Raw genomic sequence first — 22,830 nt, forward strand, 5'->3', positions numbered from 1 at the left:
CAGGTGTCAGTCGTCGAGCGGGCGGTACCGGATCCCGAAGGCGTCCAGGCGCGGCAGGTGGGCGCGCAGGCGCTCCTGGAACTCGTCCCAGCTCTGCTCGGGAGAGCCCCACGCCCGCTCGGCGAAGGCGCACAGGCGCGGGAAGGCCATGTACTGGACGGCGCCGGCGTCGGGCAGGTACTCGGTCCACAGCTGTGCCTGCAGGCCCATCACCAGACGCTCCTGCTCCGCGCTCATCTTCTTGGGCAGCAGGCGACCGGTATACACGTCCTCGAGCGTGGTCCTCCCGCCTATGGCGAGCGGCTCGTCGGCCGGGTCCGCCTGGTAGTGGTCGAAGTAGAGCAGGTCGGAGGTCGCCACGATCGTCTGGAAGCCGCGCGAGGTGGCCTCCCCGACGCCCGCGGGCCCGCGCCAGTTCATGATCACGGTGTCGTCGGGCAGATGGGTCTCCAGGACCTCGTCCCAGGCGATCGCGCGCTTGCCCTGCTCGGCGAGCACCTCGGAGGCGAAGGTCGTGAAGCGTCCCTGGATCTCCGAGACACGGGTCAGGCCCCACTCGTTCATGCGGGCACGGGCCTGGGAGGAGCGCTCCCACTCGCCGGTGGGGCACTCGTCCCCCCCGATGTGCACGTAGGGGGCGGGGAAGATGCCGGCGACCTGCGTGAGCACGTCGCGCAGGAAGTCGAACACCTGGTCCGAGACGCCGAGCACGTGGTCGGAGATCCCCCACACCTCGCGCACGCCCACCTGCTGCTCGGGGAAGTTCCCCAGCTCCGGATAGGCGGCGACGGCGGCCTGCATGTGCCCGGGCAGGTCGATCTCGGGGACGATCATGATCCCGCGGCGCCGCGCGTACTCGACGAGGCCCTTGAGCTCCTCCTGGCTGTAGGAGCCGCCGTGGCGCACGCCGTCGAAGGTCCAGGACTCCTCGTCCCCGCTCATGTGGCCGACGAGGGTCTGCTCCCGCCACGCGCCGACCTCGGTCAGGCGCGGGTAGCCCTTGATCTCCATGCGCCATCCCTGGTCGTCGGTGAGGTGGAGGTGCAGGACGTTCAGGCGGTGCAGCGCCATCCCATCCAGGAGGGTCTCGATCTCCTCGACCGGGAGGAAGTGGCGCGAGACGTCCAGATGCATGCCGCGCCAGGCGTGCTTCGGGCTGTCCGCGATGGTCACGCACGGGATCGACCCGTCGGCCCCGGTGACGATCTGGGCGAAGGTGTTGCGCCCGTCGGCCAGGGCCGCCTCGCTGCCGGCGCTCAGCGCCGCGCCCTGAGGGGAGATGGAGAGGGCGTACTCGGTCGCCGGCAGGTCCTCGCTGAGGCCGACGGAGAGACCCTCCCACGGGTCGGTCGTCTCCCACGTGCCCTCCGACCACACGACGGATCGGGGCAGCGGGACGAGGGCGATGGGGTCGGGCATCCGGATCTCCTGAGGGACGTGGGAGTTCGTGACCCGACCAGTCTGCCACGTGGATCACATCCCGCGGCACGAACCGGCCCGGACGCGGAGGAGCCCGGTCGGCGATGCCGACCGGGCTCCTCCACCGTGTCGCCCTGCTCCTTCCCGGTGACGCTCTCGCGTCGAGCAGGCCGTCATGGTCCTATGCGCGACTCCTGCCGACTCAGCGGTAGGTGACGAACACGTGCGGGGCGTTCCAGATGGTGCGCTCGACGACCTGTTGGCGCGAGCCGGAGGCGTCGATGATGCCGTTGCCGCCGGTGTAGATCCCCATGTGGCCGTAGTCGTTGCCGGTGAAGGCCACGAGGTCGCCGGGCTTGGCCTGCGACTTGGGGATGATCCGCCCGCCGAAGGTGTAGCCCTTGGCGGTCTTGCGCGGCATGTTCATGCCGGCCTGGTTGTACGCGTGGTACACGAGGCCGGAGCAGTCCAGGCCGGAGGAGGGCGTGGAGCCGCCCCACTTGTAGCGGACCCCGAGCTGGGCGCGGGCCGCGGAGACGATGGCGCTGCCGTTGACCGTGGTGCCCGAGCTCGCGCCGGTGCCGCCCGAGGGGATCGACACGCCGCTGTACAGGGCGTTCCAGGTCTTCGGGCCGACCACGCCGTCCACGCCGATGCCGGCCGCGGACTGCAGGGAGCGGACGGCCGAGCCGGTGGCGGCGCCGAACACGCCGTCGACCCTGAGGTTCGCCCCGCGGGCGTTGAGCCCGCTCTGCAGGGTCGACACGGCGCTGCCGCGGCTGCCGTGACGCAGCTTCGGCTGCGAGGAGGACGAGCCGGCCGCGGGAGCGGAGGACGAGCCGCCGGTCAGGGCGTTCCAGGTCTTCGGACCGACCACGCCGTCCACGCCGATGCCGGCCGCGGACTGACGGTTCTTGACGGCCCGCAGGGTCGCGGAGCCGAACACGCCGTCGACCCTCAGGTTCGCGCCGTGGGCGTTCAGACGCTGCTGGAGGTAGGACACGGCGCTGCCGCGGGAGCCGAGCCGCAGCTTCACCGAGGTGTACTGCGTGCTGGCGGGCGCCACGGCGGACGCGGCCGCGGGGATCGCGGCGGCGGTCCCGGCGGACGGCGTGGCGGAGGCGGCGGGGGCCGCGGGCGCCTGTGCAGTGGCGGAGGCGCCGCCGGCGAGGGCGGCGGTCGCGGAGACGGCGCCGATCACGGCGGCCCCTCCCACGCCCTTGCCGACCGGGGCGGCGAGCCCTCGGTAGTCGATCACGGCACGACCGGGAGCCCGGTGCGTGGCGCGTGGAGCGGTGCGGAACATCGGTGGCGATCACTTTCTCCGTCGCCTCGCAGTCGATGCACCGCGGACCTGTGGGGGAGTCCGCGGAGCCTGCGCCCGTCACCCAGGGAAGCGGAGGAAGGAACCGGACCGGTGACGGGGAGGCGGCAGCCCGGTGGAAGCCGCCTCGGAAAGGCGGCACCGCAGGTCACTGTAGGGGTGAGGGCATGTATGACCACAGGTGCATTTGCTGTCGGCCGTGCACTTCTTTGCGAAGATTTTGCGAATCGCGCCCGAAATGCCGCGTGTTCCACCCGGGAAATGAATTCCATCGTGATAACTACGCCATTGTCATTCATGTCCGCAGAATGCCCGATATGTCTGAATAGTGTGATGTCGCAGGTCGACCCATCGGTCACCGGACTGCGTGGCGAAATGTCCGAACAGTCCGATATGGGCCACGAGGGGTCCGGTAGTGTCCAGACGGTCGTCGAAAGAAAGCGCGATCGACCCGACCGAGAATGGTCATTTGGCGATAAAGTAACGCCTCGAGGGTGGTGTGCGGAGCGGGATCATCGTCGTCGTCGATCCCGCGGGCGGCCGGTGGGCGGAATGCCGGCCGACGCAGAAGGGGAGTCGTGAGATCGATGGATCTCGCGACTCCCCAGAGGGTCGGGGTGACAGGATTTGAACCTGCGACCTTGCCGTCCCGAACGGCACGCGCTACCAAGCTGCGCCACACCCCGGTGGAACCCGCTCGAGCGGGTCACCGAGGAGAAACTCTAGCAGGCTTCCGGCCGGTCAGCCGACGTCCGAGGTCCTCCGGGCCCGCAACGTGAGCAAGGTCGCCTCGGGCGGGGTCAGCAGGCGGTAGTTCGAGTACGGGCTCGCGCCCATCCCCGCGCTCACGTTCATCGGCACGCCCTGCCAGTCGGAGAGACCGCGGGCCTGCTGCCGGGGCAGGTCGCAGTTCGTGACCAGCGCACCGATGCCGGGCAGGCGGAGCTGGCCGCCATGGGTGTGTCCGGCGAGGATCAGCTCCGCGCCGTCGGCGACGAAGGCGTCGAGCACGCGACGGTAGGGGGCGTGCGCGACGCCCACCCGGAGCACGTTACCGTGCTCGGGCGTGCGCGGTGCGGTCGAGAGCGGGGCGGGCATCCTGTCGCGGTCGAGGTGGGGGTCGTCGACCCCGGCCAGGCGCACCTCCAGGCCGCCGAGCTCGATCGTGGCACGGGTGTTGGTCAGGTCCTTCCAGCCGTGCTTCGAGAGCCGTGCGGCGAGCTCCGCGGTGGGCAGCGTGGGCTCCCGGGGCTCGGTGAGCCCGGCGGGCCGCGGATCCGGCAGCAGGTACCGGGCGGGGTTCTTCGGCATCGGCGCGAACATGTCGTTCGAGCCCATCACGAAGGCGCCGGGCCGGCGCAGCAGCGGCTCGATCGCCGCGGCGAGGGCCGGGACCGCTGCCGCGGAGGCGATGTTGTCGCCCGTGTCGATCACCAGGTGCGGGCGCAGGCTCTCGAGGTGCTCGAGGAAGGCGAGCTTGCGATGCTGGTCCGGCAGCAGGTGGATGTCGCTGATGTGCAGCACCCGTCGCGTGCGCGCGCCCGGCGGCAGGATCCGCAGCTCGGCCTCGCGCAGCGTGTACCGGTGGATCTCGACATGGCGCGCCCAGACGTGGGCTGCCCCGGCGAGACCGAGGCCGAGCCCGCCGGCGGCCGCGAGCGCGGGCCTCACCTCACTCCTCACCGGAGGACTCGCGGATCACGACGGGACGGCCCTCGGGCAGCTCGGTGCCCGCCGGCGGGTCGGTGTCGATCGCATGGCCGGCGCCGATCTCGCCGTGCGGCGCCTGCTCGATCTGCACGGAGTAGCCGGCCGCCTCGAGCGCGGCGCGGGCCTGCTCGATCGGCATGCCGCCGACGTCCGGCACCTTCCCCTTCTCGACCGCGTCGCCCGCGGCGTTGTCCGTCGGGGCCGGGGCGGCGGGGAAGGGCTCGCCGGGCAGTCCCTCGTGCACCCGGGTCATGTACTCCTGCCAGGTGGGCAGGGAGACCGTGTTGCCCCAGACGCTGCCGCTGCGGAGCATCTCGCCGTCGACGTCGAAGCCGCCGGGGCGGATGTTCGACTGCGGGTGGCCGAACCACACGGCGGTGGACATCTGGCGGGTGAAGCCGACGTACCAGGTGTGGAACTGCGAGCCGGAGGTGCCGGTCTTGCCACCCGCGGCGTGGCCGGGGATCGTCTTGCCCTTGCCGGTCGCGCGCGGGTCCTCGAGGTCCTGCTGGAGCACCCACGCCATCGTGTCGGCGACCTCCTTCTCGACCGCCTGGTGGCACTGGGCGCCCGAGATCTCCATCGGGTCGCCGTTGCGGTCGACGACCTCGGTGATCGCCTGGGGCGAGCAGAAGGTGCCGCCCGAGGCGTAGGTCGCGTAGGCCGAGGCCATGTCCAGCGCCGAGATCCGCAGCTCGCCGAGGACCACCACGGAGGGGGCCAGCTCGGTGCCGTACAGGTCCTCGATCGGCATGTCCCAGGTGGTGGGGTCGTAGGGGTTGTAGGTCGCGGGGACCACGCCGATGTCGCGCGCGGTCTCCGCGATGCTGCACAGGTCCAGCTGGCGGGCCATGTTCGCGTACGAGGTGTTGATCGAGAACTTCGTCGAGTTCAGCACCGTCTCCATCGGCGCGATCGGCACGGAGACCGCGTTGTCCGGGTTGTAGCCGGGGTTCTCGCGCCAGGCGCCGCGCGGCAGGCACTCCGCCGGGAAGCTCGACATCGACTCGCGCGTGGTGCTCACCCGGTCGTCGATGCTCCGTCCGCTCTCGAGCCAGTTCTGCAGCACGAAGGGCTTGAAGGTCGAGCCGACGGGGAAGCCGCTGCCGCCTCCGAGGGCCTGCGGCACGTTGTAGTTGATCGCGGTCTCGCCGGGCTGGGAGTCCTCGTGCGGGTTGAAGGTGCGGTTCTCCGCCATCGTGAGGATCTTGCCGGTGCCCGGCTCGACGGTGACGATCGAGTGGCCGAAGCCGTGCTGGGAGTCGCCGGGGACCTTGCGCTGGAGGATGTCCACCGCCGCGGCCTGCGTGTTCGGGTCCAGCGTGGTCCTGATCGTGAGCCCGCCGCCGTAGAGCAGCTTGCGCCGCTCCTCGTAGGTGGGGGCGAAGTTCGGGTCGTTCAGCAGGGAGCGCGTGACGTAGTCGCAGAAGAACCCGCTTGTGCCGGCGTCGGCGCAGCCGGCCCGCACGTTCTGGATCTGCAGCATCTCCTCGACGGGCTGGGCGGTGTACTGCTCGTACTCCTCCTCGGTCACGAAGCCCTCGCGCTTCATGTCCGCGAGCACCTCGTTGCGGCGCTTCTGGCCCGCCTCGGGATGGGCGACCGGGTCGTACTGGTTCGGGCCGTTGGTGATGCCGGCCAGGAGCGCGGCCTCGCCGGGGTTGAGGTCCTTAGCGCTCTTGGAGAAGTAGTGGCGCGAGCCCGTCTCGACGCCGTACTGGGAGGGGCCGAACTGCGCCACGTTCAGGTAGGCGTTGAGGATCTCGTCCTTGCTCCACTGCTTCTCGAGCGAGATCGCGAGCTTCGCCTCGCGCAGCTTGCGGCCGTAGCTCTGCTCGGTCGCGGCGAGCTGGTCCTCCTGGTCGCCGCGCTGCACGGCGTCCATGAGCAGCGCGTTCTTCACGTACTGCTGGGTGAGTGTCGAGCCGCCCTGCGTCGCGCCGCCCGCGGCGTTCGAGGCGAAGGCGCGGACCAGGCCCTTGGGGTCCACGCCGCCGTGCTCGTAGAAGCGGCGGTCCTCGACCGCGATCACCGCGTTCTGCATGTGGGGCGAGATCTCCTCGATCGGCACCATGATGCGGTTCTCGGTGTAGAAGGTCGCCAGCAGCGACCCGTCGGCCGCCTCGATGCGGCTGGCCTCGTTCAGCGGTTCGACCTCGAGCTCGCTGGGGTAGGACTCGAAGAGGTCCACCCCGTCCTCGGCGACGGCGGAGGTCGCCGAGACCGCGGGAAGGAAGAACGCCGCGAGCAGGACGCCGGCGAGGGCCGAGACGGCGAGGAGCCCCAGCAGCAGGTAGACGGTCTGCGCCAGGGCGACGGGCAGGGAGCGTCCCGAGCTGGACGCGGGCGAGGTGCGGGCCATGGAACTACAGTACGGCGACCCTCCCCGGGGCGGCCATCAGGCAGGCCGCGCGCGCGGAATCTTCACGAAGCCGATGCCGCGCCGTGACCTGCCCCGGCGCGACGGGCTCAGGCGCGCGATAGCACGGGCCGCGACCGGCGTCGCGGAGCACCGCGCGTTTTGCCATGTGGCGACCGTCTCCATACAGTGGGGCGAGGAACGGATCAAGGTCGATCCGGGAGACGGAAGGGGATGGAGAATGACCATCGGGGGAAGCGCCTTCACCGGCGACAGCAGCTGGGCCGCCCGCGGCGCCTGCGTGACGATGGATCCCGACGGATTCTTCGTGCAGGGCGCGGAGCAGCACGCCGTCAAGGCGGCCTGCGGCGCGTGCCCGGTGCGCACCGAGTGCCTGGCCGACGCGCTCGACAACCGCGTCGACTTCGGCGTGTGGGGCGGGATGACCGAGCGAGAGCGGCGACGTCTGCTGCGCCGCCACCCGCACGTCAGCGACTGGTCCGCGCTGCTGCGGCGCGCCGAGCAGCAGGCCGTCGGCGGCTGACCTCCTCGGACCGGGCTCCCCGGGTAGGCTCGACCCCATGAGCACACTCACCCGCTGGGAGTACCTGACCGTCCCGCTGCTGATCCACGCGACCAAGCAGATCCTGGACAACTACGGCGACGAGGGCTGGGAGCTGGTCCAGGTCGTGCCGGGGCCGAACCCGGAGAACCTGGTCGCCTATCTCAAGCGCCCGCGGGTCGAGGGCTGAGCCGATGACCGACGCCGTCCCGGCGCGCAGCCCGCGCACCCGCGCCCGCCTCGCCGAGCTCGGGCACGCCCTGCCCGAGGTCGCGGCCCCGGTGGCCGCCTATGTGCCGGCCGTCCGGACCGGCTCCCACGTCCACACCTCCGGGCAGCTGCCCTTCGTGGACGGGGCGCTGCCGCGCACCGGCAAGGTCGGCGCCGAGGTGACGGCCGAGCAGGCCGCCGAGCTCGCCGCGACCTGCTGCCTCAACGCCCTCGCCGCCGTGGAGGCGCTCGTGGGCGACCTCGACCAGGTGGTCAGGATCGTGAAGGTGACCGGCTTCGTCGCCTCCGACCCCTCGTTCACGGGCCAGCCCGCCGTGATCAACGGCGCGAGCACCCTGCTCGGCGAGGTCTTCGGCGAGGCCGGGAGCCATGCCCGCTCCGCCGTGGGCGTGGCCGTGCTGCCCCTGGACGCCCCGGTCGAGCTCGAGCTCGTCGTCGAGCTCTCCGCGTCTCTCGCCCCCACCGCCTGAGCGGGGCCGCGATGGACGAGCATCTCGGGCAGCGGGCTCCCGATGCCCCGGCGGTCGAGCTGATCGTGGTGCGGGCCGACAATCCCGGACCCATGACGCTCAGCGGCACCAACAGCCACGTGCTGCGCGACGAGGACCAGGTGTGGGTGATCGACCCCGGCCCGAAGGACCCCGAGCACCTCGCCGAGCTGCTGCTGACCTGCGGCGACGACGCCCGACCGGAGGGCGTCCTGGTCACCCACCGGCACGCGGACCACGCCGCGGGCGCCGCGACCCTCGCCCGGCAGCTCACCGCCCGCAGCGGCCGGGAGGTGCCGCTGTGGGCGGCCGATCAGTCCGCCGTGCCCGGCTCGCGCCCGCTGCCCGCGACGCTGATCGGCGACAACGGGACCGTCGGCCATGTCATCCACCTGCCGGGGCACACCTCCGACTCCGTCGGCGTGCTCGTGGAGGGCGGGCGGATGCTGACCGGCGACACGCTCCTGGGCGGCTCCTCGACGGTGATCGTGCCCGAGCACGGCGGCTCGCTCACCGAGTACCTGCAGTCCCTCGCGATCCTCCACGCCCTCGCCGAGGACGGCCGGATCAGCGCGTTCTTCCCCGGCCACGGCCCCTCCGTCGACTCCCCGCTGGAGGTGCTCGCCGTCCTCGAGGAGACGATCGCGCACCGCGAGGAGCGGATCGATCAGGTGCGGCGCGCCCGCACCGCCGGGGTGCTCACCCTCGACCGCCTGCTGCGCGTGGTCTACGGCCCGGACCTGCCCGAGCAGCTGCAGGACGCGGCCCGCTGGAACCTCCGCGCCACGCTCGACCACCTCGCCCAGGAGCGCTGAGCCCTCGCCACGCCGCACGAGCCTGGCGAGACCACGGATCTCGTGGGTCCGGGCCGGTCTCCCGTCGTCCCGGTGCGTTTGTCGCGCCGTGGGGCGGCCGCGGGGTCGAGACGAGCCCGGGCGCGGAACGGCCCTCCTCCCCGCGCGGGGAGGAGGGCCGTTCGTGCGCGGGCGGGGCGTCGGGCGTCTGCGCGAGATGCCCGGGCCCGCCTCAGCGGGCGCGGCGGCGCAGGCGCTCCACGTCGGCGATGAGGACGGCGCGGGCCTCGAGCCGGATCCAGCCGCGGGAGGCGAAGTCGGCCAGGGCCTTGTTCACCGTCTCGCGGGAGGCGCCGACCAGCTGGGCCAGCTCCTCCTGGGTCAGGCCGTGGGCGACCATCACGCCGTCGTCGGTCTGACGGCCGAAGCGCTGGGCGAGGTCGAGCACGTTCTTCGCCACGCGACCGGGCACATCGGCGAAGACCAGGTCCGCGAGGGACTCGTTGGTCTTGCGCAGTCGACGCGCGAGCGAGGCGAGCAGGTGGCGACCCACCTCCGGACGCTGCGCGAGGACGCGGTACAGGTCCTGCTGCGAGAGGGAGTACAGGGTCGACTCGGCCACGACCGTCGCCGTCGCGTTGCGCGGCGCGGGGTCGAAGAGGGAGAGCTCGCCGAGGGTCTCGCCCGGGCCGAGCACCGCGAGCAGGTTCTCGCGGCCGTCGCCCGAGGCATGGCCGACCTTCACCTTGCCGGAGCCGATGATGAAGAGCCGGTCGCCCGGATCGCCCTCACGGAAGATGATGGCGCTGCGGTGGTAGTCCTCCTGCTTCATCGACGCCAGGACCGCCTGCTTGCCGTCCTCGTCGAGCGCGGCGAACAGCGGCGACGACCGTACGATGTTCTCGTCCACGGAACCTCCTGGATGTGGGGCCCCGATCTTCCGGGACCGTGCTGTGCAACCTGTGGCGGACGCCACGATCTGCGGTGGCGGCTGTCACATGATGGTCAAACACTATCGCGCTCGCGGCGTCATGGCCCATCACCGAGGAAGGGAGACGTCTCCGGCATGTCGAGCAGGTCGTCCCGCCGCTCCGCCGCGGCCGCCCCCGGGGGCTGCGCCGACGCGGGTCTCGTCGCGGCCCGACTCGAGCGCCTCCACGCCGGTGCGCGCACCGAGCTCGACCACCGCGACGCCTTCGGACTGCTGGTCGCGACGGTGCTCTCCGCGCAGACGACCGACGTGCGCGTCAACCAGGTCACCCCCGGACTGTTCTCCCGCTGGCCCGGTCCGGACGCTCTCGCCGAGGCCGACGAGGGCGCGGTCACCGAGCAGGTGCGCCCGCTCGGGATGGGTGCGACCCGGGCGCGTCGGATCATCGGACTCTCCCGCGCCCTGCTCGTGGACCACGGCGGGGAGGTGCCCGACGACCAGGCCGCGCTCGAGCGGCTGCCGGGTGTCGGCCGGAAGACCGCGCACGTGGTCCGCGGGGCCTGGTTCGGCCACTCCCTGCTCGCCGTGGACACGCACGTGGGACGGCTCTCGCGCCGGCTCGGCTGGACGACGGCCACCGACCCGCGAACGGTCGAGGAGGACGTCGTGGCGCGGGTGGAGGCCGACGGCACGGGCGCCGACGCCGAGGACCTCACGATGCTCGGCCTGCGCCTGATCCTCCACGGCCGCCGCATCTGCACGGCGCGCGCGCCCCGCTGCGGGGAATGCGTGCTGGCCGACCTCTGCCCGAGCGCGGGGGAGGCGGCATGAGCGCGGCCGCCCCGTCGGCCGAGGGGCTCCCCGACGGGGCCGGCTTCCTCGCCCCGCTCGCCGAGCGGGCCCGGCGCGGGGACGTGCTCGTGGACCGTCGGGACGGACGCGGCTCCCCTCCGATGCCGACCGACGGCGGACGACGCAGCGCCGTGCTCATCCACGTCGCCGGCACGGATCTGGCCGACGCCCGGCTCGTCCTCGAGGAGCGCGGCCACCGCCTGCGCTCCCAGCCCGGCCAGTTCTCCCTGCCCGGCGGGAAGCGCGACCCCGGCGACCGCGACGACGTGCACACCGCGCTGCGGGAGGCGCAGGAGGAGACGGGGCTGGACCCCGCCGACGCGCACGTGCTCGGCGCCTTCGCCCCGATCCCGATGCCCTGGCGGGGTCAGCTCGTGATCCCGGTGCTGAGCTGGTCCGCCGAGGCCCCGCCGCTCGGAGTGCAGGACCCGATCGAGGTCGAGCGCCTGGTGTGGGCGCCGTTGACCGGGAGCGGCTCCCTCGACGACGCCGCGCTGCGCCGACGCGGCCGGCTGAACGGGAACGACGTCGGCCCCGTCTTCGAGCTGCCCGAGGACGCCTTCGTCTGGGGCTTCACGGCGATGATCCTCGAGCAGGTCCTCGCCGGACTCGGCCTCGACCCCGTCCCGGCCGACGCCCCGACCCGCGAGATCCCGCCCGAGCGCCGACGCTGAGCGGGGGCGGTGCCGTCCCTTAGGGCGGGGGCGGTGCCGTCCCGTCGAGCAGGGTGCTGCGCCGCGCCGTCGGCCTGTCGGGTCCGGCCCGCGCCGTCCTGCCGGCCCCGGCGGTGGCCGTCGTCACCTCGCGGGAACCGGCTCGCCGCCTGCGCTCCGCTCGCGATAGCATGGAGTGTTGCCGGACCCGCTCCGGCAGCCTCCCGGGTGGAGGCGGCCGGCACGCCGGTCCGCACGCGCCCGGGATCCGAGAATCGCCCCACGACGACCACCAGATGAGGAATGGGATCCAGGTGCCACGAGGCAAGGTGAAGTTCTACGACGCCGAGAAGGGCTTCGGCTTCATCCTCGACGACGAGGACGGTCAGAGCGTGTACGTGCACGCCACCACCCTGCCCGAGGGGGTCACGACCCTCCGCCCCGGCGCCCGCGTCGAGTTCGACATGGTCGACGGCCGCCGCGGCCCGCAGGTGCTCTCCCTGCAGCTGCTCGAGCCCGCGCCGTCGGTCGCCCGCGCCCGCCGCCAGAAGCCCGAGGATCTCGCCGTCATGGTCGAGGACCTGATCCGGCTCCTCGACGACGCCGGCACCGGGCTGCGCCACGGCCGCTACCCCGATCGCGGCCATTCCCAGAAGATCGCCACCGTGCTGCGAGCCGTCGCCGACAACTTCGAGGCCTGAGATGACGTCCCCGACCACCGCCCCCCGCCGTCCCCGCACCGCACGTCCGAAGCTCGACGCGGTCGCCGCGGCCGCCGTCGAGCTCGCCCGCGAGGCCCTCGAGGACGTCACCGAGCCCGGACAGGTCGGTGAGCACCTCCGCGTCGAGGCGACGGGGGAGCGGCTGGTCACGCACGTCTTCGAGTGCACCATGCCCGGCTACCGCGGCTGGTCCTGGGTGGTCGTGCTGGCCCGCGCCTCCCGCGCGAAGGCCGCGACCGTCGCCGAGACCGCGCTGCTGCCCGGCGAGGACGCGATCCTCGCCCCCGCCTGGGAGCCGTGGTCCGAGCGGCTGAAGCCCGAGGACGTCGGCGCCGACGACCTGCTGCCCTACCGGGAGCAGGACGAGCGGCTCGAGCAGGGCTACGAGGCCACCGGCGACGAGGACGAGGACCGCATCGCCCTCTGGGAGCTGGGACTCGGCCGCCCCCGCGTGCTCTCCCAGGAGGGCCGCGGCGAGGCCGCCGAGCGCTGGCAGGCCGGCGAGTTCGGCCCCCGCCAGACCTCCTCCCGCGGGCGCAAGGGCACCGTCCCCGCGAGCTGCACCAGCTGCGGCTTCCTGATGAAGCTCTCCGGCTCCCTGCGCTTCGAGTTCGGCGTGTGCACCAACGAGTGGTCCCCGGCCGACGGCCGCGTGGTCCACCTCGGCTACGGCTGCGGCGCCCACTCCGAGACCGGGCAGGACGACGGCGAGCCCGAGATCCCCCGCGGCGCGGGCGTGATCGTCGACGAGCTCGACGTCGAGGTCGTCGAGGAGGACAAGGCCGCGGCGGACGCGACCGCACCGGCCGACGGCGCCGTGGCCGAGGGGTCTCAGGCCGAGGGCGCGGGGGACGAGAACGCCTCTCCGACCGAGGCCGAGGGCGCAGTCGCAGCGAGCGACGACGCGTCGGCCGAGGTCGCCCCTGCCGTGACCTCGGACGCCGGGACCGCCGCTGCCGGCACCGAGGCCGCGGGCCCCGCGTCCGCCGACTCGGCTCCCGCCGTTGCCGTGCCCGCGGACGTCGCGCTCGTCCGGCCGGCAGCCGATCCCGCGCCGGCTGAGGGCGAGGTCGTCGCTGCACCGACGCCTGCGACCGAGCAGGCTCCGACGGAGCAGGCGACGACCGCGCAGGACAGCGTCGGGACGGAGCCGGCGGCCGACGCCGAGCCCGCGCCGGCCGAGCCGGAGCAGGCCCCGACGGAGCACCCGGCCTTTTCCTTCGACATCCCCGAGGCGGATTCTCCCGAGGACTGATCCTCCGCGTCGGCCCCGCGGACCGACGCCCTGCATGTCATGTGCGCCCCTGTTCCAGAACCGGAACAGGGGCGCTCATGACTTCGCGGTAACCCCCTGAACCGGAGCAGGTGCGACGGACCAGGGCGGTGCCGCGCGGGGCAGGGGCGTCGGGCTGAGGCGGGGAGGTCGGGACCGGGCCGGGCGTGGGACGTTTCCCGGGGGCGCGAGGTGGATCCGACCCGGTGCCGGGCGCGGCGGGGTCAGCGCTGGGAGACGGCGATCCGGGAGAGCAGCGCCTCGACCGCGAGCAGCGGCGGCACGTTCCCCGCGATCCGCTGACGGGCCTCCTGCACGGCCTCGAGCAGCGCGAGCGTGGAGCGGCCCGTGCCGTGCGAGGCGGCCTGCTCGATCTCGTCGGCCACGTCGACGTTCACCAGCTCCGACCCGGTGGCCAGCTGACGGCTCAGCACGTCGCGCAGCACCGAGTGGGCGTCCAGCAGGTACCGGTCCAGCACGTCACGGACCAGACGGGTCTGGCGCCGCTTCGCATCCTCCTCGAGCTGGCGCATCTGGGAGCGGAGCGAGGGCGGCACCTTCCCGTCGTCGATCCCGGCCGAGCGCAGGAAGCGCTCCTTCTCCTCGAGCGCGACCTGGTCCGCGTGCTCCTTCGCCTCGGCCGTCGCCCGCTCGACGAGGGCCTGGGCGGCGAGCACGGCGCCGCCGGCGGTGCGCAGGGCCAGCAGCGTGCGCGCCGACTCCACCCGCGCGCCGAGCGCCCCCTCCTGCGTCGCATAGCGCAGCGCGAGACCGATGTGCCCCTGCGCGGCGCGCGCCGCACGCAGGGCCAGCTGGTCCTCGATCCCGTCGCGGCGGCGCAGCAGCTCCGCGACCACGTCGGAGTCAGGGACCGTGAGCGTCACCAGGCGGCAGCGGGAGCGGATCGTGGGGGCGAGGTCCTCGGCCGAGGGGGCGCACAGCATCCACACCGTCGACGGCGGCGGCTCCTCGATGGACTTCAGCAGCACGTTGAAGGTGCCCGCGGTCATGCGGTCCGCGTCCTCGACGATCAGCACCCGGTGCCGGCCCGTGGCGGGGGCGCGCTGCGCGGTCATCACCAGCGAGCGCACCTCCTCCTTCGCGATGGAGAGCTTGTCGGTGGCGACGACGGTGACATCGGGATGCGTCCCCGCGAGGGTGGTGCGGCAGGCCGGGCACTGCCCGCAGCCGGTGCCCTGCTCGCACTGCAGGGTCGCGGCGAAGGCCCGGGCCGCGGTCGAGCGGCCCGAGCCGGGCGGGCCCGTGATCAGCCAGGCCTGGGCGAGGGACCCCTCCGGGGAGGCGGCGCGGCGGAACTGCGCGACCGCCGCGTCCTGGCCCACGACGTCGGCCCACACCCCGGGCGCGAGCGAGGCCCCGGCTGCCTGCGCGGCCGCGGTCACTGCTCGTCCCTGTGCCGGGGCGGGGGCACCGGCTCGAAGGTCGGGTCGAACAGGCTCAGCACCTCGGCGACGGAGGCGAGCACCTCGGCGTGGACCTCCTCGCGCGGGCGGGTCCCGTCGATCACCGCGTAGCGCTCGGGATCCGCGCGGGCGAGCTCGAGGAACTCCTCGCGCACCGCCTCGTGGAACTCCAGGCCCGCGCTCTCCAGGCGGTCCTTGCCGTCGGGTCCGCGGCGCTCGTCCAGGGCGCTGGTCGGCACGTCGAGCAGGATCGTGCGATGGGGGAGCAGCCCGTCGACCGCCCACAGCGACAGCCCCGCGATCTCCTCCGGCGAGAGCTCGCGCCCGGCGCCCTGGTAGGCGACGGAGGAGTCGAGATACCGGTCCCCGAGCACGAGCCCGCCGCGGGCCAGGTGGGGGCGGACGACGGTCGCGATGTGGTGGGCGCGATCCGCCGCGTACAGCAGCGCCTCCGCGCGGGGCTCGACGTGCTCCCCGTGCAGCAGCAGCTCGCGGATGCTCTCGCCGAGCGGCGTGCCGCCCGGCTCCCGGGTGGTGAGGATGAGGTCCTCGGCGACGGAGCGCTCGGCGACCAGGTGGTCCCGCAGCATCCGCATCTGGGTGGACTTCCCGGCGCCGTCCCCTCCCTCGAAGGAGATGAACACGCCGCGGCGGGGCGGGTGCGTCGCGGGGATGCGCAGGGAGGTGCTGTGCAGCGCCGGTGCGTGCCGTGCCGCGGCCTGCAGGGCGTCCTCGTGCGGTGCGGGAGCGGGCTCGGTGTGGCTCATGCGCCCTCCTCCCCGGGGTAGACGACGCCGAGCGCGGCGCGGACGGTGTCCATCGTCCCCATCACCGACAGGGTGTCCGCCCAGCTCATCAGCGGGGACTCGAGTTCGCCGGCGGTGATCCGCCGGGCGGCCTCCGCGATCTCGTAGGCCATCCCGTCACCGGGCGCGCCAGGATGCGCGAAGGAGGCGGAGCGGCCGTCGAGCAGCTCGACGGTGAGCGTGCCCGGGGCGTAGAACGGACCGGTCAGACGGGCCGTGCCCGCAGTGCCTGCGACGACGGCCTCGGCCGGGGTGCGGGTGCGCAGCGTGGTGCCGAGCCGTGCGAACCCGCCGCGCGCGCCCCGGGCGAGCAGGCCGAGGGTCGCGTCGACGCCGGTGGGGGTCAGCTCCCCGCGCACGACGGGGTCCTCGAGGTCGCCGAGCACCATCTGCGCGAAGGAGACCGGGTAGACGCCGAGGTCCAGCAGCGCCCCGCCGCCGAGCTCGGGGGCGTTCATGCGGTGGGAGGGATCGGTGGGCATGGCCTGGCCGTGATCGGCCGCGACCTCGACGATCTCGCCGAGCAGGCCGGCCTCGATCACGCCGCGCAGCAGGTCGTACTGCGGCAGGAAGCGCGCCCACATCGCCTCCATGGCGAACACGCCCCGCTCCCGGGCGAGATCGAGCAGATCGCGGGCCTGCGCGGTGTTCAGGGTGAACGCCTTCTCCACCAGCACCGGCAGCCCGGCCTCGAGCACCGGACGGGCCAGCTCGTGGTGCTGGGCGTGCGGAGAGGCGATGTAGACCGCGTCGACGCCGCCCGCGGCGAGCATGCCCTCGACGCTGTCGAAGGAGCGCTCAGCGCCGTGCTCGGCCGCGAAGGCCGCGGCCCGCTCGGCGGAGCGGGAGACGACCGCGACGATGCGCGAGGCCGTCGCCCGATGGGCGGTGTCGGTGAACTGGCCGGCGATGTGGCCGGGGGAGACCACGCCCCAGCGCAGACCCGGCGCCGAGGCCGGATCGGGGACGGCGGACTCGGGCAGGACCAGGGCGGGCTCGTCGACGCCGCTGGTCTCGTCGGTCTGGCTCATGGGGTCCAATCTATCGGTCCGGCCGACAGGCCGGGGTCGGGCTGTGGACGCGGACGCCCGTGCCGTCGGTGCCGGTGCGGGACGGGAGCGGTGGAGGTGCTCCGCGGCGCCGATCCGGCTGACCAGTGCCCGGACGTGCGGTGTGAGCAGGATCATCGCACCCCTGGGAGTACTCTGACCACGACACCAGGTGTCACCGTGCGAACAAAGGAGTCTCGACATGAACACCACCCCTGCGCGCCCGCTTCCCCGCCGTCGCTCCGTCCTCGCCGTCGGCGGTGCGGCGACGGCGGCCGCCGCCCTCGCGGCCTGCTCCTCCGATTCCGGGGGCGGTGACGGCGGCACCGGCGCCTCCGCCGCCGACTTCGAGGAGCGCGGCCCGATCACCCTGGCCAAGGGCAAGGACACCACCGGAAAGCTCGCCGAGTTCCTCGAGTCCTGGAACAGCGAGCATCCCGACGAGGAGGTCACACTCATCGAGCTGCCCGAGTCCGCCGACGAGCAGCGCCAGCAGATGCTCAACAACGCCCAGGCGAAGTCCGACGCCTACACCGTGCTGGGCCTGGACGTGGTGTGGACCGCCGAGTTCGCCGCCAATCAGTGGGTCGTCGAGCTGCCCGAGGACGGCTTCCCCCTGGACGAGCTGATCCCCTCCACCGTCGTCACCGGCACCTACTTCGACAAGCTCTACGGCGTCCCCTTCACCACCAACGCCCAGCTGCTGTTCTCCCGCACCGACCTGCTGGAGAAGGCCGGGCTGGACGGGCCGCCGGAGACCTTCGAGGAGATGTACGCCGCGATCGAGACGCTGCAGGAGGACGACCCGGAGCTGCTCGGCTTCGGCTCCCAGTACTCGAAGTACGAGGGGCTGACGGTGCAGACCTCGAGCCTGGTCGCCTCCGCCGGCGGGGAGCTCTTCGACGACCAGGGCGAGCCGCACGCCGACTCGTCCGAGGCGATCATGGGCCTGCAGACGGTCCGCGACGGCTTCGACAAGGGATACATCCCCCAGGAGGCGCTGACCTACAAGGAGGAGGAGTCCCGGCAGGCCTACCAGGACGGCCGGCTCGCCTTCCTGCAGAACTGGCCCTACGTCTGGGCGCTCGGCCAGGCCGAGGACGGCTCCTCGAAGGTCAACGGGAAGATGGTCGCGAGCCTCGTGCCCGGATTCGACGGCCCGGGGAGCACCACCCTGGGCGGCCTGAACCTCGCCATCAGCGCCTTCGCGAAGAACAAGGGCACCGCGGTGGACTTCATCGCCTTCATGGTCGACGCGGCCCAGCAGAAGAACTGGGGCCTGGCGACCTCGCAGGCCCCCGCCAACGCCGGGGTCTACGAGGACCAGGAGATGCTCGATGCCTTCCCGTTCCTGCCCCAGCTCAAGGAGGCGATCGACCAGGGCAGCAGCCGGCCGGCCGTGGTGAACTACGGCGACGTCACCCAGGCGATCCAGGAAGCGGCCTACGGCTGCCTCTCCGGGGAGACCGAGGCGGAGGCGGCGATGACGCAGCTGCAGACGCAGCTGGGCGAGCTCGCGGAGGGATGACCGCCGTGGCCGCCCCTCGGCGCAGGGTCGGCGGGGGCGAGGGGAGGATGGCCTATCTCCTCCTCCTGCCCACCCTGGTGCTGCTCGCCCTCGTCGTCGGCTTCCCGTTGGTGCTCTCCGCCTGGCAGTCGCTGATGCAGACCGGGAAGGGCATCGACCCCACCACCGGGCTGATCCAGCAGGGCGACACCTTCGTGGGGCTGGAGAACTACGCCCAGGCGTTCACCGGCGCGGGCGCCGGAGCCGGGTTCTGGAACGCGTTCTGGAACACGACGCTGTTCACCGTGGTCGGGGTGAGCATCGAGACCGTCCTCGGCGTCGCGATGGCGCTGATCATGGCCAAGGGGCTGCGCGCCACCGGGCTCGTGCGCGCCTCGATCCTGGTGCCCTGGGCGATCCCCACCGTCGTCTCGGCGCTGATGTGGCAGCTGATCTTCGACGCGAACGGCATCGCCAACCGCCTCATCGGCTACCAGGTGCTGTGGACCACCGAGGGCTGGCAGGCCAAGGCCGCCGTGCTGATCGCCGACATCTGGAAGACCGCGCCCTACATCGGGCTGCTCACCCTCGCCGGGCTGCAGACCATCGACCGGCAGGTCTACGAGGCGGCGACCGTTGACGGCGCGAACCGCTGGCAGACCTTCTGGAGGATCACGCTGCCGCTGGTGCGTCCCGTGCTCGTGGTCGCGGTGCTGTTCCGGCTGCTGGACGCGATGCGCATGTTCGACCTGCCCTACGTGCTGCTGGGGCGCCTGCGCTCCGGCCAGACCCTGTCCATGCTCGCCACCGATGCGGCCTCCAAGACCGACTTCGGCATGGCCTCGGCCTACTCGATGGTCCTGTTCGCCTACATCTGCCTGGTCGCCTTTCTCTTCGTGAAGCTGCTGGGCGCCGACGTGATCGGGGACAGGGACCGCCCCGCCCGGAGCCGCCGCACCGCCCGCCGGCTCCGCCCCACCAGCGAAGGGAGCCTGCCATGAGCGCCGCGACCGGCGAGGTCCGCACCCGCACCGGCGAGGTGCTGCGGCCGAAGAAACCCCGGGGCCGCACCGTCGGCACCGTGATCGTCGGCCTCGGGATCGCCTTCATCCTGGTGTACTGCCTGGCCCCGTTCTACTGGATGATCGTCTCCGCGCTGCGCCGGCCCTCCGAGGGCCGCTCCACGGAGCTGATCCCGAACCCGATCAGCGTCGAGAACTTCGCCGCGGTCTTCGATCCGTCCAACCACTTCGCCCGGGCGCTGCTGAACTCCCTGATCGTCGCCGGCGGCACCACGCTGCTGGTGCTCGTGCTGGGCGTGTTCGGCGCCTACGCCCTGGCCCGGCTGGACTTCCGCGGCAAGGTGGCGGTGATGTTCCTGATCGTGGCGACCTCGATGTTCCCGGTCGTCACGCTCGTGGTGCCGCTGCTGAAGCTGTTCAGCGGCGGCTACGACTGGTTCCCGGTGAACTGGATCAACACCTATCAGGCGATGATCCTGCCGACGATCTCCTTCGCGCTGCCGCTCGCGGTGTGGAACCTCAACGCGTTCTTCCGGCAGCTGCCGGTCGAGCTCGAGCAGGCGGCGATGGTCGACGGGACCACGCGCTTCGGCGCCTTCGCGCGGGTGATCCTCCCGCTCGCGGCGCCGGGCGTGTTCACCACTGCGATCATCACCTTCATCGCGGCGTGGAACGAATTCCTCATCGCGCTGACCATGGTGAACAGCCCGCTGATGCAGACCGCGAACGTCGCGATCTCGAAGTTCACCGGCAGTTCGCAGTTCGACACCCCCTACGGCACGAAGATGGCCGCCGGGGTGATCGTGACGGTGCCGTTGATCATCATGGTGCTGGTCTTCCAGCGCCGCATCATCGGCGGCCTCGCCGCCGGGTCGGTGAAGTGACGGGCTGAGGACCGACGGGCGCTCGCGCCGGCCCTCGGCGCCCGGACAGCGCGGCGGCCCCGCTCCGGGGAGCGGGGCCGCCGGCGTCGGTCACTTCTTCGCGGAGGTGCTCTTCTTCCGCGTGGTCGTGGTGCGGCGGGCGGCGGGCTTCTTCGCCGGTCCCTTGGCCCGCTTCTCGGCGAGCTTCTCGATCGCGACCTGCTCCGTGATCTCCTCGACCTTCTCGCTCGCGCGCAGCGACACGTTGGTGGTGCCGTCGGTGATGTACGGGCCGAAACGGCCGTCCTTGATGACGATCGGCTTCTCCGAGGTCGGGTCGGTGCCGAGCTCCTTCAGCGGGGGCTTCGCCGCGGCGCGGCCGCGGGTCTTGGGCTGGGCGTAGATCTTCTCGGCCTCCTCGAGGGTGATCGAGAAGATCTGATCCTCCGTCTCCAGCGAGCGGGAGTCGGTGCCCTTCTTCATGTACGGGCCGTAGCGGCCGTTCTGGGCGGTGATCTCGGTGCCGTCCGCGGCGGTGCCGACCACGCGCGGCAGGCTCAGCAGCTTCAGCGCGTCCTCGAGCGTGACGGTCGAGAGGTCCATCGACTTCAGCAGCGAGCCGGTGCGGGGCTTGGGCTGCTTCGACTTGGGGACCTTCTTGCCATCGGCGCTCTCGGGCTCCGGCAGCACCTCGGTGACATAGGGGCCGTAGCGGCCGTCCTTGGCGATGATCTCGTGGCCGGTCTCGGGGTCGGTGCCGAGCACGCGCCCGTCGTCCTTGGCCCGCTCGAGCATCTCCTTCGCCTTCTCGACGGTGAGCTCGTCGGGCGCGACCTCGTCGGAGACGTTCGCGCGGCGCGGGTCCGCGCCCTCGACGACGTTCCCGTCCTCGTCGGTCGGGTACTGCTCGACATAGGCGCCGTAGCGGCCCACGCGCAGGGTGATCCCCTCGCCGATGTCGATGGAGTTGATGGCGCGGGCGTCGATCTCGCCGAGGTCGTCGACCATGGGCTTCAGCCCGATGGGGGCATCGCCCGTGCCGTCGGAGAGGTAGAAGTCGCGCAGGTAGTCCGCGCGGCCCAGCTCGCCGCGGGCCATGCGGTCCAGCTGCGCCTCCATCTGGGCGGTGAAGTCGTAGTCGATGAACGGCCCGAAGTGCTCCTCCAGGAGGCGCACCACCGCGAAGGCGGTCCAGCTCGGCACCAGCGCGGTGCCGCGGCGCAGCACGTAGCCGCGGTCCTGGATCGTGGCGACGGTGGAGGCATAGGTCGAGGGACGGCCGATGCCGCGGTCCTCGAGCGCCCGGACCAGCGAGGCCTCGGTGTACCGAGGGGGCGGGGTGGTGGTGTGGCCGTCGGGGACCAGCTCACGGGTGGGGAGGGTCTGGCCCTCCTCCATCTGCGGCAGGCGCTTGTCGTCGCCCTTGTCGTCGTCGCCGTAGCGGGAGGCGTCGCGCCCCTCCTCGTAGGCGGCGAGGAAGCCGCGGAAGGTGATCACGGTGCCGGCGGCGCGGAAGGTCGCGCTGCGGCCCTCGTTCTCGACCTTCAGCTCGACGGTGGAGGTGGTGCCCTTCGCGTCGGCCATCTGCGAGGCGACGGTGCGCTTCCAGATCAGCTCGTAGAGGCGGAACTCGTCGCCGGAGAGCTGTCCGGCGACGTCCGCCGGGGTGCGGAAGTGGTCGCCGGCGGGGCGGATCGCCTCGTGCGCCTCCTGCGCGGACTGCGACTTGTTCGTGTAGACGCGGGGCTTGTCCGGCACGAACTGGGAGCCGTACAGCTCGGCGGCCTGGGCGCGGGAGGCGCGGATCGCCTCGCCCGAGAGCGTCACCGAGTCGGTGCGCATGTAGGTGATGTAGCCGTTCTCGTACAGCGACTGCGCCACCCGCATGGCCTGGCGTGCGCCGAGGCGCAGCTTGCGGCTGGCCTCCTGCTGCAGCGAGGAGGTGGTGAAGGGGGCGGCGGGCCGGCGCGTGTACGGCTTGGACTCCAGCGACGTGACGGTCGCCGGGGTGGAGCCGAGCACCTGCACGAGCTCGCGGGCGGAGGCCTCGGTGAGGATCGTCGCGCTCTTCGAGCGGGGCTTGAGGGTGCCGTCGTCGGCGAAGTCGCTGCCGGTGGCGACGCGGGCGCCGTCGACGGTCTGGATCTTCGCGGTGAACTGCTCGGCGTCGGGACCGAAGGTGCCGGTCACGTCCCAGTAGTCGGAGGCGACGAAGGCCATCCGCTCCCGCTCCCGCTCGACCACGAGGCGGGTCGCGACGGACTGCACGCGTCCGGCCGACAGCGACGGCTTGATCTTGCGCCACAGCACGGGGGAGAGCTCGAAGCCGACCAGGCGGTCCAGGATGCGGCGGGTCTCCTGCGCGTCGACGAGGTGCACGTCGAGGTCGCGGGTGTTCTCCAGCGCCCCCTGGATCGCGTCCTTGGTGATCTCGTGGAACACCATGCGCTTGACGGGCGTGGACTTCTTGGGCTTGAGGGTCTCCAGCAGGTGCCAGGCGATCGCCTCGCCCTCGCGGTCCTCATCGGTGGCGAGGTAGAGGGTGTCGGCGTCCTTGAGGGACTTCTTCAGCTCGGCGACGGTCTTCTTCTTGTCGGGGCTGACGATGTAGTACGGGTCGAAGCCGCCCTCGACGTCGACGCCGAACTTCCCGTACGGCCCCTTCTTCATCTCGGCGGGCAGGTCTCGGGGCACGGGGATGTCGCGGATGTGGCCCACCGACGCCTTGACGTCGTACTCATCGCCCAGATACCGGGCGATGGTCCGCGCCTTCGCCGGGGACTCGACGATCACCAGATGCCGTCCGCCTGTCACGTCGCCTGCGTCCTTCCTCGCCGCGTC

Annotated in this window: 20 protein-coding genes and 1 tRNA gene; 11 read left to right on the forward strand and 10 right to left on the reverse strand. The window is 72.4% G+C overall.

Annotated elements, in window-relative coordinates; genetic code table 11:
- Positions 1–6: 6 nt before the first annotated feature.
- The 5 genes from A4A78_RS05775 to A4A78_RS05795 form a co-directional block, all read right to left on the reverse strand.
- Entirely contained in the window at positions 7–1,419 is a 1,413-nt protein-coding gene (locus tag A4A78_RS05775; protein ID WP_062947396.1) for a beta-N-acetylhexosaminidase, read from the reverse strand.
- Positions 1,420–1,621: 202 nt separating this feature from the next.
- The gene (locus A4A78_RS05780; protein WP_231880855.1) at positions 1,622–2,677 is read right to left on the reverse strand and encodes a peptidoglycan-binding protein; all 1,056 of its coding nucleotides are present in this window, start codon (positions 2,675–2,677) and stop codon (positions 1,622–1,624) included.
- Between the two features lie 678 nt (positions 2,678–3,355).
- A tRNA-Pro gene (locus A4A78_RS05785) sits at positions 3,356–3,429 on the reverse strand.
- Between the two features lie 55 nt (positions 3,430–3,484).
- Complete coding sequence (locus A4A78_RS05790) at positions 3,485–4,414, reverse strand: metallophosphoesterase (RefSeq protein WP_062947398.1); 930 nt, start codon at positions 4,412–4,414, stop codon at positions 3,485–3,487.
- A 1-nt stretch (position 4,415) separates the two neighbouring features.
- Positions 4,416–6,815, reverse strand: coding sequence for a penicillin-binding protein (locus A4A78_RS05795; RefSeq protein WP_062947399.1), 2,400 nt, complete (start codon positions 6,813–6,815; stop codon positions 4,416–4,418).
- Positions 6,816–7,053: 238 nt separating this feature from the next.
- On the opposite strand from A4A78_RS05795, the gene A4A78_RS05800 reads away from it, so the two are divergent.
- From A4A78_RS05800 to A4A78_RS05810, 4 genes are read left to right on the forward strand one after another with little or no spacing between them, the layout of a single operon-like run.
- Positions 7,054–7,356, forward strand: coding sequence for a WhiB family transcriptional regulator (locus tag A4A78_RS05800; RefSeq protein ID WP_010549518.1), 303 nt, complete (start codon positions 7,054–7,056; stop codon positions 7,354–7,356).
- A gap of 37 nt (positions 7,357–7,393) precedes the next feature.
- Positions 7,394–7,564 carry a DUF4177 domain-containing protein gene (locus A4A78_RS17760; protein WP_126987298.1) on the forward strand — a complete coding sequence of 57 codons (171 nt, stop codon included), beginning with the start codon at positions 7,394–7,396 and terminating at the stop codon, positions 7,562–7,564.
- Between the two features lie 4 nt (positions 7,565–7,568).
- A complete protein-coding gene (locus A4A78_RS05805; RefSeq protein WP_062947400.1) occupies positions 7,569–8,075 on the forward strand; it encodes a RidA family protein in 507 nt (168 codons plus the stop codon).
- 11 nt (positions 8,076–8,086) lie between these two features.
- Positions 8,087–8,908: an MBL fold metallo-hydrolase gene (locus A4A78_RS05810; protein WP_062947401.1), complete on the forward strand. Its 822-nt coding sequence runs from the start codon at positions 8,087–8,089 to the stop codon at positions 8,906–8,908.
- A gap of 211 nt (positions 8,909–9,119) precedes the next feature.
- Here the strand turns inward: A4A78_RS05810 and A4A78_RS05815 are convergent, their stop codons facing one another.
- Positions 9,120–9,797: a Crp/Fnr family transcriptional regulator gene (locus A4A78_RS05815; RefSeq protein ID WP_010549522.1), complete on the reverse strand. Its 678-nt coding sequence runs from the start codon at positions 9,795–9,797 to the stop codon at positions 9,120–9,122.
- A 156-nt stretch (positions 9,798–9,953) separates the two neighbouring features.
- Between A4A78_RS05815 and nth the strand changes: the two genes are divergently transcribed.
- The 4 genes from nth (at position 9,954) to A4A78_RS05835 (ending at position 13,300) form a co-directional block, all read left to right on the forward strand.
- Positions 9,954–10,649, forward strand: coding sequence for an endonuclease III (nth, locus tag A4A78_RS05820; protein WP_062947402.1), 696 nt, complete (start codon positions 9,954–9,956; stop codon positions 10,647–10,649).
- A complete protein-coding gene (locus A4A78_RS05825) occupies positions 10,646–11,344 on the forward strand; it encodes a CoA pyrophosphatase (RefSeq protein WP_062947403.1) in 699 nt (232 codons plus the stop codon). The genes nth and A4A78_RS05825 overlap by 4 nt, the downstream gene beginning before the upstream one ends.
- A 293-nt stretch (positions 11,345–11,637) precedes the next feature.
- Positions 11,638–12,024, forward strand: a complete 387-nt coding sequence (locus tag A4A78_RS05830) for a cold-shock protein (RefSeq protein ID WP_053916106.1) — start codon at positions 11,638–11,640, stop codon at positions 12,022–12,024.
- Position 12,025: 1 nt separating this feature from the next.
- Positions 12,026–13,300, forward strand: a complete 1,275-nt coding sequence (locus tag A4A78_RS05835; protein ID WP_062947404.1) for a DUF3027 domain-containing protein — start codon at positions 12,026–12,028, stop codon at positions 13,298–13,300.
- Positions 13,301–13,542: 242 nt separating this feature from the next.
- On the opposite strand, the gene A4A78_RS05840 is transcribed toward A4A78_RS05835, so the two are convergent.
- The 3 genes from A4A78_RS05840 to A4A78_RS05850 are packed head-to-tail and all read right to left on the reverse strand — an operon-like array spanning position 13,543 to position 16,579.
- On the reverse strand, positions 13,543–14,721 hold the full coding sequence (locus tag A4A78_RS05840) for a DNA polymerase III subunit delta' (RefSeq protein WP_062947405.1): 1,179 nt from the start codon (positions 14,719–14,721) through the stop codon (positions 13,543–13,545).
- Entirely contained in the window at positions 14,718–15,509 is a 792-nt protein-coding gene (tmk, locus tag A4A78_RS05845) for a dTMP kinase (RefSeq protein ID WP_082835201.1), read from the reverse strand. Before tmk ends, A4A78_RS05840 begins: the two co-directional genes overlap by 4 nt.
- On the reverse strand, positions 15,506–16,579 hold the full coding sequence (locus A4A78_RS05850; RefSeq protein WP_062947406.1) for a Gfo/Idh/MocA family protein: 1,074 nt from the start codon (positions 16,577–16,579) through the stop codon (positions 15,506–15,508). Before A4A78_RS05850 ends, tmk begins: the two co-directional genes overlap by 4 nt.
- A 220-nt stretch (positions 16,580–16,799) precedes the next feature.
- Between A4A78_RS05850 and A4A78_RS05855 the strand changes: the two genes are divergently transcribed.
- From A4A78_RS05855 to A4A78_RS05865, 3 genes are read left to right on the forward strand one after another with little or no spacing between them, the layout of a single operon-like run.
- Positions 16,800–18,125: an ABC transporter substrate-binding protein gene (locus A4A78_RS05855; RefSeq protein WP_062947407.1), complete on the forward strand. Its 1,326-nt coding sequence runs from the start codon at positions 16,800–16,802 to the stop codon at positions 18,123–18,125.
- Positions 18,126–18,172: 47 nt separating this feature from the next.
- A complete protein-coding gene (locus tag A4A78_RS05860) occupies positions 18,173–19,105 on the forward strand; it encodes a carbohydrate ABC transporter permease (protein ID WP_082835202.1) in 933 nt (310 codons plus the stop codon).
- Positions 19,102–20,010: a carbohydrate ABC transporter permease gene (locus tag A4A78_RS05865; protein WP_010549532.1), complete on the forward strand. Its 909-nt coding sequence runs from the start codon at positions 19,102–19,104 to the stop codon at positions 20,008–20,010. The genes A4A78_RS05860 and A4A78_RS05865 overlap by 4 nt, the downstream gene beginning before the upstream one ends.
- 90 nt (positions 20,011–20,100) lie before the next feature.
- Here A4A78_RS05865 and topA read toward each other — a convergent pair whose 3' ends face one another.
- On the reverse strand, positions 20,101–22,803 hold the full coding sequence (gene topA / locus A4A78_RS05870; RefSeq protein ID WP_062947409.1) for a type I DNA topoisomerase: 2,703 nt from the start codon (positions 22,801–22,803) through the stop codon (positions 20,101–20,103).
- Positions 22,804–22,830: the final 27 nt, after the last annotated feature.

The sequence above is a fragment of the Brachybacterium sp. sponge genome (assembly GCF_001613775.1).
Taxonomy (GTDB): Bacteria; Actinomycetota; Actinomycetes; order Actinomycetales; family Dermabacteraceae; genus Brachybacterium; species Brachybacterium conglomeratum.

Coding starts and splice junctions, on each gene's coding strand:
- A4A78_RS05835 (WP_062947404.1), top strand. CDS start 12,026: ATGACGTCCCCGACCACCGCCCCCCGCCGTCCCCGCACCGCACGTCCG.
- A4A78_RS17760 (WP_126987298.1), top strand. CDS start 7,394: ATGAGCACACTCACCCGCTGGGAGTACCTGACCGTCCCGCTGCTGATC.
- A4A78_RS05775 (WP_062947396.1), bottom strand. CDS start 1,419: ATGCCCGACCCCATCGCCCTCGTCCCGCTGCCCCGATCCGTCGTGTGG.
- A4A78_RS05795 (WP_062947399.1), bottom strand. CDS start 6,815: ATGGCCCGCACCTCGCCCGCGTCCAGCTCGGGACGCTCCCTGCCCGTC.
- tmk (WP_082835201.1), bottom strand. CDS start 15,509: ATGAGCCACACCGAGCCCGCTCCCGCACCGCACGAGGACGCCCTGCAG.
- A4A78_RS05810 (WP_062947401.1), top strand. CDS start 8,087: ATGGACGAGCATCTCGGGCAGCGGGCTCCCGATGCCCCGGCGGTCGAG.
- A4A78_RS05800 (WP_010549518.1), top strand. CDS start 7,054: ATGACCATCGGGGGAAGCGCCTTCACCGGCGACAGCAGCTGGGCCGCC.
- A4A78_RS05805 (WP_062947400.1), top strand. CDS start 7,569: ATGACCGACGCCGTCCCGGCGCGCAGCCCGCGCACCCGCGCCCGCCTC.
- A4A78_RS05855 (WP_062947407.1), top strand. CDS start 16,800: ATGAACACCACCCCTGCGCGCCCGCTTCCCCGCCGTCGCTCCGTCCTC.
- A4A78_RS05865 (WP_010549532.1), top strand. CDS start 19,102: ATGAGCGCCGCGACCGGCGAGGTCCGCACCCGCACCGGCGAGGTGCTG.
- nth (WP_062947402.1), top strand. CDS start 9,954: ATGTCGAGCAGGTCGTCCCGCCGCTCCGCCGCGGCCGCCCCCGGGGGC.
- A4A78_RS05825 (WP_062947403.1), top strand. CDS start 10,646: ATGAGCGCGGCCGCCCCGTCGGCCGAGGGGCTCCCCGACGGGGCCGGC.
- A4A78_RS05860 (WP_082835202.1), top strand. CDS start 18,173: ATGGCCTATCTCCTCCTCCTGCCCACCCTGGTGCTGCTCGCCCTCGTC.
- A4A78_RS05850 (WP_062947406.1), bottom strand. CDS start 16,579: ATGAGCCAGACCGACGAGACCAGCGGCGTCGACGAGCCCGCCCTGGTC.